General features: G+C 41.1%; 17 protein-coding genes and 1 riboswitch. All 17 genes read right to left on the reverse strand.

Annotated features, from left to right (window positions below; all coding sequences use genetic code 11):
- Positions 1 to 135 precede the first annotated feature (135 nt).
- The 17 genes from CSV63_RS16730 to cobJ are packed head-to-tail and all read right to left on the reverse strand — an operon-like array spanning position 136 to position 14,927.
- A complete protein-coding gene (locus tag CSV63_RS16730; RefSeq protein WP_369823784.1) occupies positions 136 to 348 on the reverse strand; it encodes an iron chelate uptake ABC transporter family permease subunit in 213 nt (70 codons plus the stop codon).
- On the reverse strand, positions 332 to 721 hold the full coding sequence (locus CSV63_RS04840; RefSeq protein WP_233191951.1) for an iron chelate uptake ABC transporter family permease subunit: 390 nt from the start codon (positions 719 to 721) through the stop codon (positions 332 to 334). The genes CSV63_RS16730 and CSV63_RS04840 overlap by 17 nt, the downstream gene beginning before the upstream one ends.
- A complete protein-coding gene (locus CSV63_RS04845) occupies positions 714 to 1,580 on the reverse strand; it encodes a class I SAM-dependent methyltransferase (RefSeq protein WP_099694810.1) in 867 nt (288 codons plus the stop codon). The genes CSV63_RS04840 and CSV63_RS04845 overlap by 8 nt, the downstream gene beginning before the upstream one ends.
- Before the next feature lie 35 nt (positions 1,581 to 1,615).
- A complete protein-coding gene (locus CSV63_RS04850) occupies positions 1,616 to 3,097 on the reverse strand; it encodes a cobyric acid synthase (protein ID WP_099694811.1) in 1,482 nt (493 codons plus the stop codon).
- Entirely contained in the window at positions 3,097 to 3,636 is a 540-nt protein-coding gene (locus tag CSV63_RS04855; protein WP_099694812.1) for a cob(I)yrinic acid a,c-diamide adenosyltransferase, read from the reverse strand. Before CSV63_RS04855 ends, CSV63_RS04850 begins: the two co-directional genes overlap by 1 nt.
- Positions 3,637 to 3,649: 13 nt before the next feature.
- Entirely contained in the window at positions 3,650 to 4,204 is a 555-nt protein-coding gene (locus CSV63_RS04860) for a nitroreductase family protein (RefSeq protein WP_099694813.1), read from the reverse strand.
- A complete protein-coding gene (gene cobA / locus CSV63_RS04865) occupies positions 4,198 to 4,959 on the reverse strand; it encodes a uroporphyrinogen-III C-methyltransferase (RefSeq protein ID WP_099694814.1) in 762 nt (253 codons plus the stop codon). Before cobA ends, CSV63_RS04860 begins: the two co-directional genes overlap by 7 nt.
- Positions 4,956 to 5,585, reverse strand: coding sequence for a precorrin-2 dehydrogenase/sirohydrochlorin ferrochelatase family protein (locus CSV63_RS04870; protein WP_099694815.1), 630 nt, complete (start codon positions 5,583 to 5,585; stop codon positions 4,956 to 4,958). Before CSV63_RS04870 ends, cobA begins: the two co-directional genes overlap by 4 nt.
- Positions 5,582 to 6,940: a cobyrinic acid a,c-diamide synthase CobB gene (locus CSV63_RS04875; RefSeq protein ID WP_099694816.1), complete on the reverse strand. Its 1,359-nt coding sequence runs from the start codon at positions 6,938 to 6,940 to the stop codon at positions 5,582 to 5,584. The genes CSV63_RS04870 and CSV63_RS04875 overlap by 4 nt, the downstream gene beginning before the upstream one ends.
- Positions 6,937 to 8,073: a cobalt-precorrin 5A hydrolase gene (locus CSV63_RS04880; RefSeq protein WP_099694817.1), complete on the reverse strand. Its 1,137-nt coding sequence runs from the start codon at positions 8,071 to 8,073 to the stop codon at positions 6,937 to 6,939. Before CSV63_RS04880 ends, CSV63_RS04875 begins: the two co-directional genes overlap by 4 nt.
- On the reverse strand, positions 8,066 to 8,848 hold the full coding sequence (cobM, locus tag CSV63_RS04885) for a precorrin-4 C(11)-methyltransferase (protein WP_099694818.1): 783 nt from the start codon (positions 8,846 to 8,848) through the stop codon (positions 8,066 to 8,068). Before cobM ends, CSV63_RS04880 begins: the two co-directional genes overlap by 8 nt.
- Positions 8,845 to 9,549, reverse strand: coding sequence for a precorrin-2 C(20)-methyltransferase (gene cobI, locus CSV63_RS04890; RefSeq protein ID WP_099694819.1), 705 nt, complete (start codon positions 9,547 to 9,549; stop codon positions 8,845 to 8,847). Before cobI ends, cobM begins: the two co-directional genes overlap by 4 nt.
- Positions 9,546 to 10,742: a precorrin-6y C5,15-methyltransferase (decarboxylating) subunit CbiE gene (cbiE, locus tag CSV63_RS04895; protein WP_099695005.1), complete on the reverse strand. Its 1,197-nt coding sequence runs from the start codon at positions 10,740 to 10,742 to the stop codon at positions 9,546 to 9,548. The genes cobI and cbiE overlap by 4 nt, the downstream gene beginning before the upstream one ends.
- Complete coding sequence (locus CSV63_RS04900) at positions 10,717 to 11,811, reverse strand: cobalt-precorrin-5B (C(1))-methyltransferase (RefSeq protein ID WP_369823799.1); 1,095 nt, start codon at positions 11,809 to 11,811, stop codon at positions 10,717 to 10,719. The genes cbiE and CSV63_RS04900 overlap by 26 nt, the downstream gene beginning before the upstream one ends.
- 16 nt (positions 11,812 to 11,827) lie before the next feature.
- Positions 11,828 to 12,493: a precorrin-8X methylmutase gene (locus tag CSV63_RS04905; protein ID WP_099695006.1), complete on the reverse strand. Its 666-nt coding sequence runs from the start codon at positions 12,491 to 12,493 to the stop codon at positions 11,828 to 11,830.
- The gene (cobK, locus tag CSV63_RS04910; protein WP_099694820.1) at positions 12,483 to 13,265 is read right to left on the reverse strand and encodes a precorrin-6A reductase; all 783 of its coding nucleotides are present in this window, start codon (positions 13,263 to 13,265) and stop codon (positions 12,483 to 12,485) included. The genes CSV63_RS04905 and cobK overlap by 11 nt, the downstream gene beginning before the upstream one ends.
- Positions 13,266 to 13,274: 9 nt before the next feature.
- Positions 13,275 to 14,927, reverse strand: a complete 1,653-nt coding sequence (gene cobJ / locus CSV63_RS04915) for a precorrin-3B C(17)-methyltransferase (RefSeq protein WP_099694821.1) — start codon at positions 14,925 to 14,927, stop codon at positions 13,275 to 13,277.
- A 132-nt stretch (positions 14,928 to 15,059) separates the two neighbouring features.
- A riboswitch (cobalamin riboswitch) is annotated at positions 15,060 to 15,236 on the reverse strand.
- Positions 15,237 to 15,407 lie beyond the last annotated feature (171 nt).

The raw sequence follows: 15,407 nt of genomic DNA on the forward strand, positions 1-15,407 counted from the left end.
TCTTAGGGTTTTAAAAAGCCTCTGGGTAGAAACCTTTTGCTAAAGTTTTAACTGCTTCCGCTACACGAATGCCTTCAGAAGCAGCTGACAATGACAAAGTAACAAATTTCTCATTTTGCACGGCAGGTGTTTGACTTAATGCCGGATTTGATTTATCGTCAGGATAATAAAAATACGAAAACGATCTAGATTAATGCCAAGAGTGGTAGCTAGTTCTTCTCCTAGGAGCAATGCATTGAGTTGACGGTAATTCACTAACAATAATATATAAACTAAGAGAAATGTAAAAAATGGCATTCCGATAGTAGTCCATTTCGCGCCTGCTAAACTGCTAAGCGTCCAATGCATTAGTCCCCAAAAAACTAAATGCACCCAGTAAAATAACTAAAGTTGCACCTACAGATGCCCCAGACGACACGCCCAAAATATAAGGGTCTGCAATTGGGTTCCTTACCAGAGCTTGAATTGCTGCGCCACTTATCGCTAGAGCTGCGCCAACAATTGCCGCAAGTATAATTCGAGGTAAGCGGATTTCCCAAATGATGATGCTCTGCGCTTTTGAAGCCGTTGTTCCAGCCGGCAAACCAATTTTCGAAAGGAGTACTTCCAAAATAATACTCGGAGTTATACCAACCGATCCCACCATAACTGCAAAAGTCATAGAAGTAAGCAAGCCAATTAGCAGTACACCTACTAATAATATGAATCGTAACTTAGTCATGCGAATTTGAAGGCTCCCAACTAATTATTGCAGCGTAGAATGGATGACGGTACACATATTGGCGTTCCTCTAGTGTAATAAAAGGCTCAAGTGAGGCTTCTACATGAGCCTGTTCAAATGTTGATGATAAAATCTTTTTACTTTGTGTTGCATATAGTTGTTCTAATGTATCGTAACGGTATGTACGCTCTAGCTTGATCATTTCACAATCCGCATAAATTCCTAACTGATACAGGATGTTTAAAATCATAATATAATCACGACGCGGGTATTTAATCTCATAGCCATACTGCTCATCTAAGATGACATAGTGTGGCTGGATTGGACCCGTCGTTAAGCCGATGATGGCACGCTTTCGCGCTAGTGCATCCATCTTTTTCAATGCTGCTTTCATTTCATACATGCGGTAAAAGCAATTCACTCCGACAACGACGTCATGCGGCTCGATTTGTGCTTCTTCCCATTTACTATAAACAAACTGAACAGGTGCATCGCTTTCATAGTATTGTTTTAAATAAGCAAGCACACTTTCAGAACCATCAACAAGCGTTAAATTCTTAATATCTTCACTTAGTTGGAATGTATAGTTGCCCGAACCTGGTCCGATTTCAATACAACTGGCGTCTTGTGGAATATACAGTTTTATTTTTTCATAGATTTTTTTCGCGTAGTCATCTGTTTGTCTGTATGTTTTCTTTTTCATTGACTGTGCCCAAAAAGCTTCTTCCAGTTCATCATCCACCATGCGTTCCGGCATCTTGCCATGCCAATCCAGCATGCCTTCTTTCCAGAACTTTTCAAAATCTATGTATAAGGGGGAGGTCCCCAACCCTCGTTTCGGTCCCAACCTATTCTTCATTGAAATTTCTCCTCAATGCTTCTGTAATCGTGTTGCTACATTGAATCGTCTAGTAATTCATAGACTTTTTCCATATTCAAATGCTTACGCACATGATAATCTAGCATTTCATACGCTTGCTCACGCCGCTCATAATCAGAAGGTATCTCAATGGAGACTTCTTCCAAGTTCTTTTTCACGCGTATTTTATTGAAAAAATCACGTGTAAACAGACGGTTTTGAAAAACTCCGTGTAAGTATGTACCCATCACTTGCTCTGTGTAGACGCCATCTTGTCTTCCATCATCCAAACAGATAAAGCTTTGAATCGGTTGAGTTGGCGTACTGCGTCCCAGATGAAGTTCAAAGCCTATCATTTCCTGACCTGCATAATTTGTACCTTTGACTTGTGCGGTTTGCTTTTCATTAACTAACACAGTTTCAATTGGTAACAAGCCTAGCGTAGTATACTTCCTGTTCTCGCCTTCAATTGTCTGGTGATCTAAAATCGTTTCACCAAGCATTTGATAACCACCGCAAATACCGACAATATTTTTTCCTTTTCGGGACTGCTGTAAGATCGCTTGCGCCAAACCCGTTTCTTGCAACCATACATAGTCATTAATCGTATTTTTAGTTCCAGGTAATATGATGACATCAGGATTTTTTAAATCTTTTAAAGAAGAAACAAAGCGTACGCGTACATCGGGTTCTTCGAATAATGGATCGAGATCCGTGAAGTTAGAGATTAGGGGAAGTCTAATCACCGCCACGTCTATTTCAAACTCATGAAGTTGAGGATTTTTCAAACGCAAACTTGATAGAGCCATCGAATCTTCCGCCTCAATTTGCACATCAAAGTACGGTATGACGCCAAGTACTTGAATACCTGTATATTCTTCTAGCCATTCGATGCCACTGACGAGCAACTCCTCCATGCCGCGAAATTTATTAATAATAATACCTTTCACACGCGCACGCTCTTCTTCATCGAGTAACATCAAAGTTCCAACAATTGAAGCAAAAACTCCTCCACGTTCTATATCTGCTACTAAAATAACACTTGCATTTGTTTCATGAGCCATACGCATATTGGCGATGTCCCGGCTTTTTAAATTAATTTCAGCCGGGCTTCCCGCACCTTCCAAAACTAGTAGGTCATATTGTGCCTCTAAACGCCGCAAAGACTTGCGAACTTCAGGCATGACTTGCTCAACGAAATTTTCGCGATACGAAACTGCATCCATCTCGGCAAATGGTTTGCCGTGCAAAATCACTTCCGACACCATATTCCCGGTTGGTTTTAGTAAAATAGGATTCATATCCGTTGTTGCGTCAATTTTTGATGCCTCTGCTTGGACGCCTTGTGCTCGGCCAATTTCTCCACCATCTTTTGTAATGTAGGAATTGAGTGCCATATTTTGTGATTTAAATGGCGCAATGCGATATCCATCGTTCACAAAGATACGACAGAGTGCAGTACATAAAACACTCTTTCCTACATCAGAGGCAGTCCCTTGAATCATAATTGCCTTCATTAAAATTCAAGACCCTTCATCGCTTGGACGTCTTGTTCCGTATAATAATGTTTGGTTGCATCAATTGTTGATACTAAATCGGCTATTTCAAGGAGGGACGGGTGTGCAGAACGACCTGTGATGACTAAGTGCATACTTTTCGGACGATTCTTTATCGCTTCTAGCACTTCATCTAGCGGCAATACATCAGCCACTGGAAAACGCGTGATGGCCAATGCATTATTCAACTCGTCTAGCACCAGTACATCTGTCGTTTCATCTTGAAGCTCCTCTTTTACCGTTTGCCATGCCTTTGCAAGCGCATCTCGATGCTCTTCTGGTGTTTTTGTCCATGTGAATCCGATACCTAATTGCACTGTTTCAACGCCAAGTTTCCGCAAGGCAATTTGTTCACCGTATGTACGTTCAGGTGATTTAATAAATTGAAAATATTTCACCTTCATTCCGCGACCAATTGCACGCAATGTAACACCAAGGGAGGCAGTAGTTTTTCCTTTACCTTCACCTGTATACACTAGCAACATTCCCTGTCGAGCCATTTTCACTTCCCCCTTATAGCCAAGTTGTTTTTTCTGCGAATGGCGTTCGTTTTTTTGTAGTTGTTATTTCTTCTGCTGGGTACCCGATACATAGCGTACCTACCAATTGTTCTTGATCCGATGCGCCGATAAATGTATGTAATGCTGTTTCATGCACTAAACCTACACCACGTGTACGCCATACCATACCTAAGCCAAGCTGTTCTGCCATTAACCACATAGACATAATAGCACCACTGACCGCAAAGGTATTATCCTTCGTCGCACCTTCGTCACCATCCACGATAGCCGAGGTAACCACAATAATGAGTGGTGTTCGTGTGATCGCTTCCATTGAACTCTCCACTAAATGTGGCTTTGTCGGGAAGCGTTTTTGTAAATAATCAAGTGCCACTTGTTCATACTGTGTCAAGCTGTCACCTTGTAAAACATAGAAATGCCAAGGCTCTCGCATACGGTCGTTTGGGGCATATGTTGCTGCTTCCAATAGCGCTTCAATTTTTTCTCGCTCCACTTCACGCACTTCAAATTGTCGAATCGCACGACGTTTTTTTAATGCTTCTAACATAATTTTTGCTCCTTTTCTTCAAACCAAGAAATTTCTTCACGTACGCCCACTACATCCCCTACTAAAATCATGGATGGATTCTGAATGTGATATGTTTGAATTTCTTGTGAAATCGTTGCTAGTTCACCTGTAATTGTACGTTGGTTTTTAGTCGTTCCCCATTCAATAACTGCAACGGGAGTTGTTTCACTTTTACCATGTTCTATTAAGCTTTTCGTAATATGTTCGATGTTACCTACGCTCATATAAAACGCTACCGTGTCAATCTGAGAAATTGCTGCCCAGTTTAAAAAGTCTTGTCCTTTTTCTGCACGACCTTGGCCTGGGACAATTGCGAAGCTCGCGGCATGATCACGATGTGTAACTGGAATCCCTGCATAGGCAGGCGCTGCTATTCCTGCTGTTATGCCTGGAACAATTTCAAAGGGTATACGAGCTTGTCGTAAAACCGCAGCTTCTTCAGCACCACGTCCAAAGACAAACGGATCTCCACCTTTTAGGCGTAGCACTTCCTTGCCCAGGTTTGCTTGTTCAACCAACACACGATGGATTTCATCTTGAATCATTCCATGCTTACCTGGTTCTTTACCGCAATAAATCAGTTCAGCACTCGCTTTCGCATGTTCTAATAATTCAACATTCACTAGACGATCATATAAAATCACATCTGCTTGCTGAATACATTCTAACCCTCTAATGGTTAATAGTTTCGGGTCGCCAGGACCAGCCCCTACAATATATACAAATCCGCTCACTGTTGTTCTCCTATCCGTTGTTGTAGCCATTCTTCACATTTTTCGCCTTCACCTTGCTCCATCCATTGCAAAATTTTAGGGTCCAGAAGTTCAGCCAGAATTTGTTTTTTTGCATCTCCATTAAACAACTTTAAGATTTGCTGACGTGCTTCTCTCAAAAAAGAAACATACGACGCATAATGGTCTCCAAATTGTTCTGCTAGATCCGTCTTTACTTTACGCGTTAGACCTGGACTAGCTCCAGACGTTGATACCGTCACAACAAATTCTCCGCGGCGAACGACTGCCGGATTGATAAAGTCAAGACGTCCTTTTACATCCGAACGACTGAGTAATTGCCAATGCTGGGTTGCTTCTTCCACTGAATTGTTTACTTCTTCGTCATTTGTTACGGCAAAAATCAATGCAGCGTCATCTAAATCGCCTGATTCAAATGCTTTTTCTTTCCATGTCACAGATCCTTCATTAACATACTGTTGTACAGTCTCTATAACTGATGGACTAACTACGGTGATTTTTGCATTTGTTGGAAGTAAGGCTTCTATTTTTTGACGTGCTACATGTCCGCCTCCAACAATGACAACCTTTTTATAATCCACATTCATTAACAGCGGAAAATAGTTCATCGTTCTCCCTCCATACATGCTTTCAACCAATTTTCCACAAGCTGTGGATTTGAAGCAAAATGAAATTGTGTAAAGCCCGCTACTAGATTTTTATGTAAATAACCTTCTTGCTGTACGCGAAAACGACTTTTGCTAAAATAAGCAGGGCTATTATGTTCTCCCTCGTATTTAGAATAATGAAATTCATGCCCCTTCGCCTGCGTCTCTCCATTAATTAGGAAGTTTCCTTCAATACCTGTAATTTCCCTATAACCAAGTGCCGCTCGCTTATCTTGCATAAGCACACGTCCCGGGATTATTCCAAGCATGGGAAACAACCGTTCCTGACGATTGATTATTTCTTCTGTCAAGTACATAAACCCACCACATTCAGCCAATGTCGGCAATCCACGACTGACTGCGTTTCTTATCGAATTCTTCGTTTTCTCGTTTATCGCTAATTGTTCTGCAAACTCTTCTGGGAAACCACCACCGATATACAATCCCTGCGCTTCATTCGGAACTTCTTCATTTTGTAAGGGTGAGAAAAAATGCAGTGTGGCACCATGTGCACGCAATAATTCTAGGTTTTCCTCGTAATAGAAGTTAAATGCCGCATCTCTAGCTACTGCAATATGAACTTCATGCCTTTCTGGCTGAGCGTCAAAAATTGATGAAGATACTTCTAATTGTTGCGCTCTTGTGATGTCAAGTAGCTGATCAATATTCACAGTTTCTTCAATAGCTGTTGCCAGACTATCAAAATATGAATCCAGATCACCACGTTCGATGGCCGGTACTAAGCCTAAATGACGACTAGGCATGGCAGGTACAGCATCCTTTAGTAAATAACCAATAACAGGAATTCCACATTCTTTTTCAATTGCTGTTTTAACAATACTGAAATGATTCTTGCTACCCAATTGATTTGCAATTACACCCACAATACGGGTTTTCTCATCCAACGTTTGGAATCCTTTAACGATTGCTGCTACACTTCGCGCCATACTTGCTGCATTGACGATTAGAATGACAGGACTATTTGTAATCTCGCTGATATGAGCAGTTGATCCTTCATTTGATAAAGGGGATTTGCCATCGTAAAAACCCATCACACCTTCAATAATAGATACGTCTGTATCTCGGCTAGCTCTTGCGACAATGGCACGAATAATATCATGAGTCATCATGAAACTGTCAATGTTTCGAGATGGACGTTTTGTGACAGCTGTATGAAATGTTGGATCGATATAGTCTGGACCACATTTAAAGCCTTGCACTGTTAAATCACGATTCATAAGCGCACGCATAATCCCAATCGTGAACGTTGTTTTTCCAACGCCACTTCCTGTACCGGCTAGCACAAATCGATTCATTGTCCTCTCTCCTCGAAATTGACGCGTGCAATGGATATTGTCACATTGCCGCTTTTCTTTTTCTCTAGTACAAATTCATTTGTATTCGCATAACGCAATGCTGCTGGCTCACTTACACCGTAAGCGCCTGTATATTTGAATACTGTTTCAGATGGGTTAAGAAGCGGCATTTCGTTAAGCTGTTCAGGCGTATATGTAACAAATGGCCAATTATGCTTGGCGGTTAATTCAAGTAGGCCTACCTCATCTTTCTTTAAATCTATAGTCGCTACCGCTTTGACACTTTTTTTACTTAAGCGTAGTTCTGCTAATGTTTCATCTACCACTTGTTCGATTTCTTCTAGTGCTGTTCCACGATTACAGCCAATACCGAGTACAATTGACTTGGGCCGGTAGATCACTCCGTTTTCCAGTAATCTTTTCTCATGTCCGTCGATTAATCTATCTGTTATAAGCAAGGTTGCTTGTGGCTTTTTCTTAATTGCTTCCGTCGTGGATGAATAGATTTTCAAATTGGTTGGCATGGATCTATCGTGCATCCACCAATTTTTTTCTCCTGTTTCCTGGACGATTGCGACATGCTCTTCATTTACAACCGATGCACTGACTGGAAGCAGTTTTTCTTCGCTATCCCATGTCCAGCCAAATTGGGCGCCGAACAAATCGACGGGAATAGTTTTTTGCACATCTGATGCAGTCGTTACAACAGGTACAGCGCCAATGGCTTTTGCAAATTCATAGGACAAAGCGTTAGCACCACCAATATGCCCTGATAAAACACTGATGACGTATTGACCTAAATCATCGACAACTAAGACAGCAGGGTCTGTCATTTTATCCAACATAATCGGGGCGATCATACGAACGACAGCGCCTAGCGAAATGATACAAATAACCCCTTTGTATTGTTGGAACAAGGCGGGCAATAGTAATCGTACCGTGCCGTCAAACAATTGAATTTGACGTACTTCTTCATCGCCTTTAGCAAATTTCTTCATATAGTAAAGATCCGCATATGGGAATTTCTCCGTATAGCTTCTTGCATTGATCACACCGTGTTTCGTAATAGCGACGAGAGCATACGGTTTACGCTTTTCGATGACGGGAATTTCACCTTCGCGTAAATTAATCATCCGCCTTCACCCCTTTTCGGAAACCATGGGTAAATGTTTTATCATACAACTTTGAACGATACTCTTTTTCATGAATATTCGGGTCTAATGCCCAACCAGCTAGTATCATCGCATGCTTACGAATTCCATTGACACGCATCGCTTCATCTAATTCAATCAATGTGGTTTGAACAACCTTTTCATCTGGCCATGTAGCGCGCTGCACGACCGCTACCGGTGTATCATCTGCCCAGCCCGCTGCTTGCAATTCTTTTACAATTTTCTTTGTCAATGTCGCACTTAAGAACATAGCAATCGTACAATGATGAGCTGCCAACACTTTCAACTTTTCGCGCTCTGGTACAGGAGTACGGCCCTCAGCTCTAGTTAAAATAAGTGTTTGTGTTAAATCAGGGACTGTCAGTTCTGCACCAACTGCTGCTGCCGCCGCAAAGACGGAACTCACACCTGGTACCACTTCATAACCAATAGCATGCTGCTTCAGTAATGCCACTTGCTCCATCGTTGCCCCATACATCGCTGGATCACCTGTATGTAATCGTACAACTGTTTTTCCAGCATTGACTCGTTCGACAATACAATCCACCATTTCCTCGAGATGCATTCCTGCCGTACGGATAACTTCTGCCGACTCTTTCGCTTCCTCCACTAACGTTTCGCTTACGAGTGAATCGGTATACATAACAACATCCGCTTGTTGTAATAGCTTCAAACCTTTTACCGTAATTAGGTCGGGATCTCCTGGGCCTGCACCGATAATCCAAATCTTCTTCATTTGCGCACCACCATACATGACAAGTAATTTAAATCTGCACCTCTAAGTTCATCCGTATTCCAAATTACTTCTTCGTCAGATGTGACTTTTGTAACTACATGCGTTTTATCCAGCAATTTCATTTCGTCCAACAAGTCCAGCATTTCATCTATAACCTTGGCTACTTTAATAAACACTATGGCATCGTGACTTTCGATCACTTGACGCATTTGTTCCATATTTTCTGTAGCAGGAATCATAGCCACGTGATCATCACCTTCAGCTAATGCAATCCCTAAACGATTGGCAGATCCATTAAATGATGAAATACCCGCCACGGTTTCAATAGGTACCTCTGGATACTTTGTCTTCATTAAACCTAAAAGGTGAATAAATGTACTAAATAACATCGGATCCCCTTCGGTCACAAAAGCTACATCTTTTCCTTCTGCTAAGTAGCCATAAATCTCATCCGCTGCTTTTTCCCATGCAATTTGCAAAACTTCTTCATCCTTGGTCATTGGGAATACTAAACCGAGCATCTCCTTCTCAGCTGGGTTAATATATACATCTACAATACGATGGGCATATGATTTGCTGCCCCTTAACTTTTTGGGATAGGCAATGACAGGACATTCTTGTAATTTACGAAATGCTTTTACTGTAATTAATTCAGGATCTCCTGGTCCAACGCCTAATCCGTATAATTTTCCTATAGTCATTTTTCTTGTCCTTTCTGTGCTGTTACTATATAGATGGGATTTAGTGGTTCAAAACGTGTTAAATGTAAAATCGGCTTACTCTTTGAGAGTTGTGCCTGCAATATGGATACCTCGCAGTTTAACGCTTTAAAATGGCTCATCGCTTCAGCTAGATTTTCTATCGTAGCAATGTTCATAACAACTCGACCATTTGGCTTTACGCGTGAAACACAGGTTTGCAATAACTGCTCCATATTCCCTCCATTACCGCCAATAAAAATCGCATCAGGATCTGGAAATTCTTCAAGGCGATCCGGTGCTTTACCTAACACTGCAACAAAGTCCGTGCGATGTATCAATTGATTTTCTAAGCAGTTTTCGAGGTCACCCTCATTTTTTTCAATGGCATACACTGCACCCTCTCGTGCCATTTTTGCTGCCTCAATCGCAACAGACCCTGTGCAAGTCCCGATATCCCAAACAATGCTATCCTCTTTAATTTTCAGCTCATGCAGACAAAGTGTTCGAATTTCCCTCTTTGTAATTAAACCTTTATCTGGTTTTCGTTGTAGAAATTCATCATCCGGAATACCAAAAGCAGCACGATCCACAATTTTGCGTTGTTTTAAAATTACGACATTCAAAGAGGAAAATGAGGTTTGTTCCATCTCATCTAATGATAGAAAACGACAACGTTCATTTTCACCTTCTAAATTTTCCGCTACGAAGGCATCGTATTCTATCATGTTGAAGCGTTTTAAGTACGTCGCAATGGTTTGCGGAGTGTTCGTTTGATCTGTTAATACCGCAATTTTTTTTCGCCCGTCTATTTTCTGCGCAAAACCCTTTATAGAACGCCCATGTAAGCTGATGATGTAAGCATCTTGCCAACTATCCTGCATTTTTGAAAAGGCCAGCTGGACCGAACTAGTATATGGATAGATCTCTAGGGGAAGTTTTTTCGCAAGTACGCCCCCCAGTCCATAAAATAATGGATCTCCGGATACTAATATAACGGCATTACGTGTTTCTTCCTGTAATTCCGCCGTTAGCGCTGATAAACCACCTTTAATTACTTTTTTCTCTTTTTCAAATGAAGGAAAAAATTGAAGATGGCGATCTCCACCTATAAGAACATCACATTCATTAATCCATTCTATGTATTGAGGAAGTAAACCTGCCGCGCCATTATCCCCTATACCAATCATTTTCATCCAATTTGTCAATATTCTCAGCCTTTCCTAAACAGTCTCCATTCATGGCATACAATGATGTCGACACTTCCAGTTCCGCATTCGAGTGATTCAGTGCATAGTAACAACAGTTTTTACTAAGCGCTTCAAAGAATGCATCGTTTCCTTGAAGTATTTCGCCAACTTGTGACGCCGTATTGGCCTGCAGAATTTCCTGCTGTGTTTCTTTGTCAACACCTACTCTATTTGCCATTTCCGCTAAAAATTCAAAGTTGATTGGCGCACTTTTCGAATGAACCATCATTACACCTTGTGCCAGTTTTGAAAACTTCCCCATCATTCCTACCAGAGATACCTTAGGGATTTTCTTACGTGCAATGTTTTTAAGCGTAAATCCAATAAAGTCACCCATTTCTATGAAAGCTTCTTCTGGTAAATGTGGGTATTGTTTTAAAGCAAACTTCTCACTGCGACCGCCTGTTGTGATAACCACATGATCACAACCTGCTTCTTTTGCCACGCTAATCGCTTGGGCAATACTTGCCATGAAGGCAGAACTCGAAAACGGTACAACTGTCCCACGAGTTCCTAAGATTGAAATCCCTCCAATAATACCAAGACGTCCATTCAGCGTTTTCTTAGCAATTTCTTCTCCGTCAGGTACGGAAATTACAATATCAATTCCGTTTTTTAGTTGGTAATAATCGAGTCCTTCTTTTGCAACCCCGAGTATCATTTTACGCGGCACTGGATTAATCGCGGCCTGACCGACTGGTACGGGAAGTCCTGGTTTTGTAACTCGCCCTACGCCAATTCCACCATCTAAATGTATACCTTCCTCTTTAGAAAAATAGACGGTACTTTGGATACGAGCTTTATGTGTAGCGTCTGGATCATCGCCAGCATCTTTGATGGTCTCACACATTATCCCGCCATCTACTTCTTCAAATGCCGATACTTTAAATGTAGCGTATTTGCCAACCGGTAAATAAATAGTAACTTCTTCCGGAACTTCTCCCGTTACTAACCCTTGCAATGCCGCTTTTGTCATCGCTGTTGCACACGACCCTGTAGTGTACCCATGGCGCATTTTTGAGGGGTCTTTTTTAGTTGGTTTGCTTTGCGCGCTCATCAGCCATAATCGAAATGGCATTCAGTGCAGCTACTGTCACTGTACTGCCACCCTTTCTCCCTATGTTAGTGATAAACGGAATTCCCTCAAGGACAGCAAGCTCTTCTTTTGATTCCGCTGCTGACACAAAGCCAACCGGCATTCCAATAATTAAATCCGGTTTAGCGATACCTTCCTTGATTAAACGAATTAACTCTAACAATGCAGTTGGCGCATTACCAATAGCATAAATTCCACCTTTATGTAAACGGGTTGCTTTTTGCATCGATATGATCGCACGTGTTGTGCCTTGCAGCTTTGCTTCTTTTGCAACATCCTCATCCGCAATGTAACAATGCAAGTCACTACCATGCTTTTGGAAGCGCTTGCGACCTGAACCACTCTCAATCATTTGCACATCTACTAGTACATGACGGCCTGCCAAAATCGATTGAATTCCTGCTTCAAGTGCATCCGGTGTGAAAACCATGCTACGTCCTAACTCGAAATCTGCTGAAGCATGAATAACGCGACGAACAACCATCCACTGCTCATCTGTAAATGGGTGTTCTCCCATTTCTTCTTTAATAATGGAGAAGCTGTGTTCATAAATTTTATCTGGATCTACAGTAAGTGGTGTAAATGTTGTATTAAAGTTCATGTTTGGATTTTTCACGGATAAAACCTCCTAATAGTTGAGTAACTTTTTCAAATGACGTACAAAGATTTTCGTATTGAAGCTTTGGTCGTTTAATCAAAATTACAGGTATCTTTAATTCCAAAGCAGCTGTTATTTTCTCATCCACAGATCCAACTTGGCCGCTTTCCTTGGTGATCATTAACGTCACATCATATTGCTCGCATAAGGATTTATTGAGTGATTCAGAAAATGGACCTTGCATTGCAATAATATTTTTTTGTTTGATCCCTAACTTATCGCATTTTTCCATATTCCCTACGTTTGGTAGCATTCTGCAAATAAGCCGAATTTCATCACGCAATAAATAGTTCGCAAACACTTCTAATGTCTTACTTCCCGTAGTTAACATAATCGTACCTTTATGCGTTTGGGCGAGCCGAGCCGCGTCTTCATAACTCTCAACTTCTGTAATTAACGGTGAAACAAACTTTTCTTTCGGACGTTCATACCGAATATATGGAATCCCGCATGCTTTAGCTGCTTCCATAGCAGTTTTTGAAGCTTCTTCGGCGTAAGGATGACTAGCATCCACTACACAAGTCATTTCATGCTTCTGGATTAGCGCCACCATGTCATCTTTTGTTAGTCTGCCTACGTGATATTTGATATGGTTTGCTTTTAAACTTTCTGCTGCAGATTCGGTGACTACTGTGGCAATCAGGGAGTAGCCAAGACCCTGCAGATGGACGGCTAAAGCTCTAGCATCGCTAGTACCTGCTAAATATAAAATCATCGTTTCCTCCTAATCCCCACAAGGTGCAGGCTCTACTTCAATCTTGCAGCTCATATCGTAATAGTCATAGTTCAAAACTTTTTTAACACGTTTGAAATACTTAAAGAAACGTTCGTTAGGATGTGCATTTTGTTCATATTCTTCTATGATTCTAGTTACTAATGGGATTAAATCTTCTGGCTCAATTCCCTCTGCGATAGGTTGACCAGCATGTGCAGTGCGACCAACTGGCTTTGCACCAATAAATAAATCAAATTTTTTCTTCCGATAAACAATCCCAATGTCATCAAACACAGGGCGATAACATGCCATCCCACAACCATTGAATCCAACATGTAGCTGCTTCGGAAGCTTCATCCCTTCAAACTTCGCTGCGATTTCTTCTGCATATGGGATAGAGTCCGCCTTTTCCCCGTAACAAAAATCACACGCTTTGACTTTTAAGACTTCCCCCGTTGGCATGACTGTCAGATGCTCTTTTTCAAGCTTTACAACCATTGCTTCAGGATTATCAGTTGTAACTTTTACTATGAAATGATGATCGGGTGTATATTCCAATGTGCCTTTCTCACCCACGACTTCAGCTAAAACAAGCATTTGTTCTGCTGTGATCATTTTATTAGCGACACCTGGCGAAACGGAAAACTCAAATATATTTTCTATCGGCTGTCTCACTAAAAATGGATTTTCCACTTCTTCTTTTGACACCATAGATAGAGCTTTTAAGGCCATATCCATTGACTGAACTTTTTGTTCTTGCTGTTGCACTGGAGCTTGTTCGGGTGCCTTCCTTAAAATTTCCTCATATCCTGACTTAGCCTCTCCAGTTTCTTGATCAAGCGCCCATGGTTCTGCTTCCTTTTTTAAACGTTGATGCGGTTTTAAACTTTGTTTACCTTCTCCTAATGTATATTTACGTTGATAACCCCGTGGCGTGATAATTTTATTATCATAAAAGAAAGTAGAAGAGTTACCAATAATGACAGTTGTCAACATCCCGATATCATGATCGAGCATTTCCGATAACGTTGTGAGGACAATATGTTGATTTTCACGATAAGCACTTTTCACTAGACCTACAGGTGTATCTGGAGAGCGATATTTCAGTAAGATATTTTGGGCTTCTACAATTTGGCGCGTCCGACGTCCACTCTTCGGATTGTATAAAGCAATTACAAAATCCGCCATACCCGCCGCTTCAATCCGCTTTTCTATAACAGTCCAAGGCGTGAGATGATCGCTTAAGCTGATCGTACAAGAATCATGCATGACAGGTGCACCCAGTAAACTCGCACATGAGTTGATTGCTGAAATACCTGGAACTATTTCTACTTCAATTCCTTCGGCTTCTGTCCAACCTTTTTCTATCAGTACCTCATATACTAATCCTGCCATGCCATACGCACCCGAATCACCGCTAGAGATCACTGAAACAATTCCACCTGCCTCCGCTTTCTTAACGGCATCTTGTGCACGTGACACTTCTTCAGTCATGCCTGTGCTAACAATGGACTTTGCAGTTACTAAATGTTTAATCAGTTCTACATACGTTTTATAACCAATAATATAATTACTTTCTTGCAGTGCCTCTAATGCTCGTCCTGTAATATGTTCAGTAGCTCCGGGACCGAATCCAACAACGAATATTTTTCCCTTTTTCATGATTTCCCTCCAAATAAAAATGCCTACACTCCTTTTCAAGGGAATGTAGGCATGTGATAGTATTATAAAAAACATACTGAAACATAAGACAATTATATTTATTGTCTCGCCTATACTCTTCCCTCCGAAAAGTATGTGTCGTTTAAATAAGCAGGTTTCCTGACTCAAGCTTCACTTTACTCTTACACCTTCCCGATTTCTCAGTGGTATTGTAATTTCATCAGCTTTTACAGTAGCGGGGGCTGTACTAGATTTTCACTAGTTTCCCTTTTAACTCACGATGTGAGCACTTATTTAAATTAGTTTATTTAATTTTCATAAATATAACACACAATCTACCAATCTACAAACTTACATTAAATATTTTTTTGAATCTTTACGGTGCATTTTTACTCCGTTAAGGAACATTGTAATTTCTATACTTATACAAAGCAGATTTCCAGCGCAACCACGATAGTAAGGTAGATCCATTCAGTAAAT

It is taken from the genome of Sporosarcina sp. P34, from assembly GCF_002743375.1.
Lineage (GTDB): Bacteria > Bacillota > Bacilli > Bacillales_A > Planococcaceae > Sporosarcina.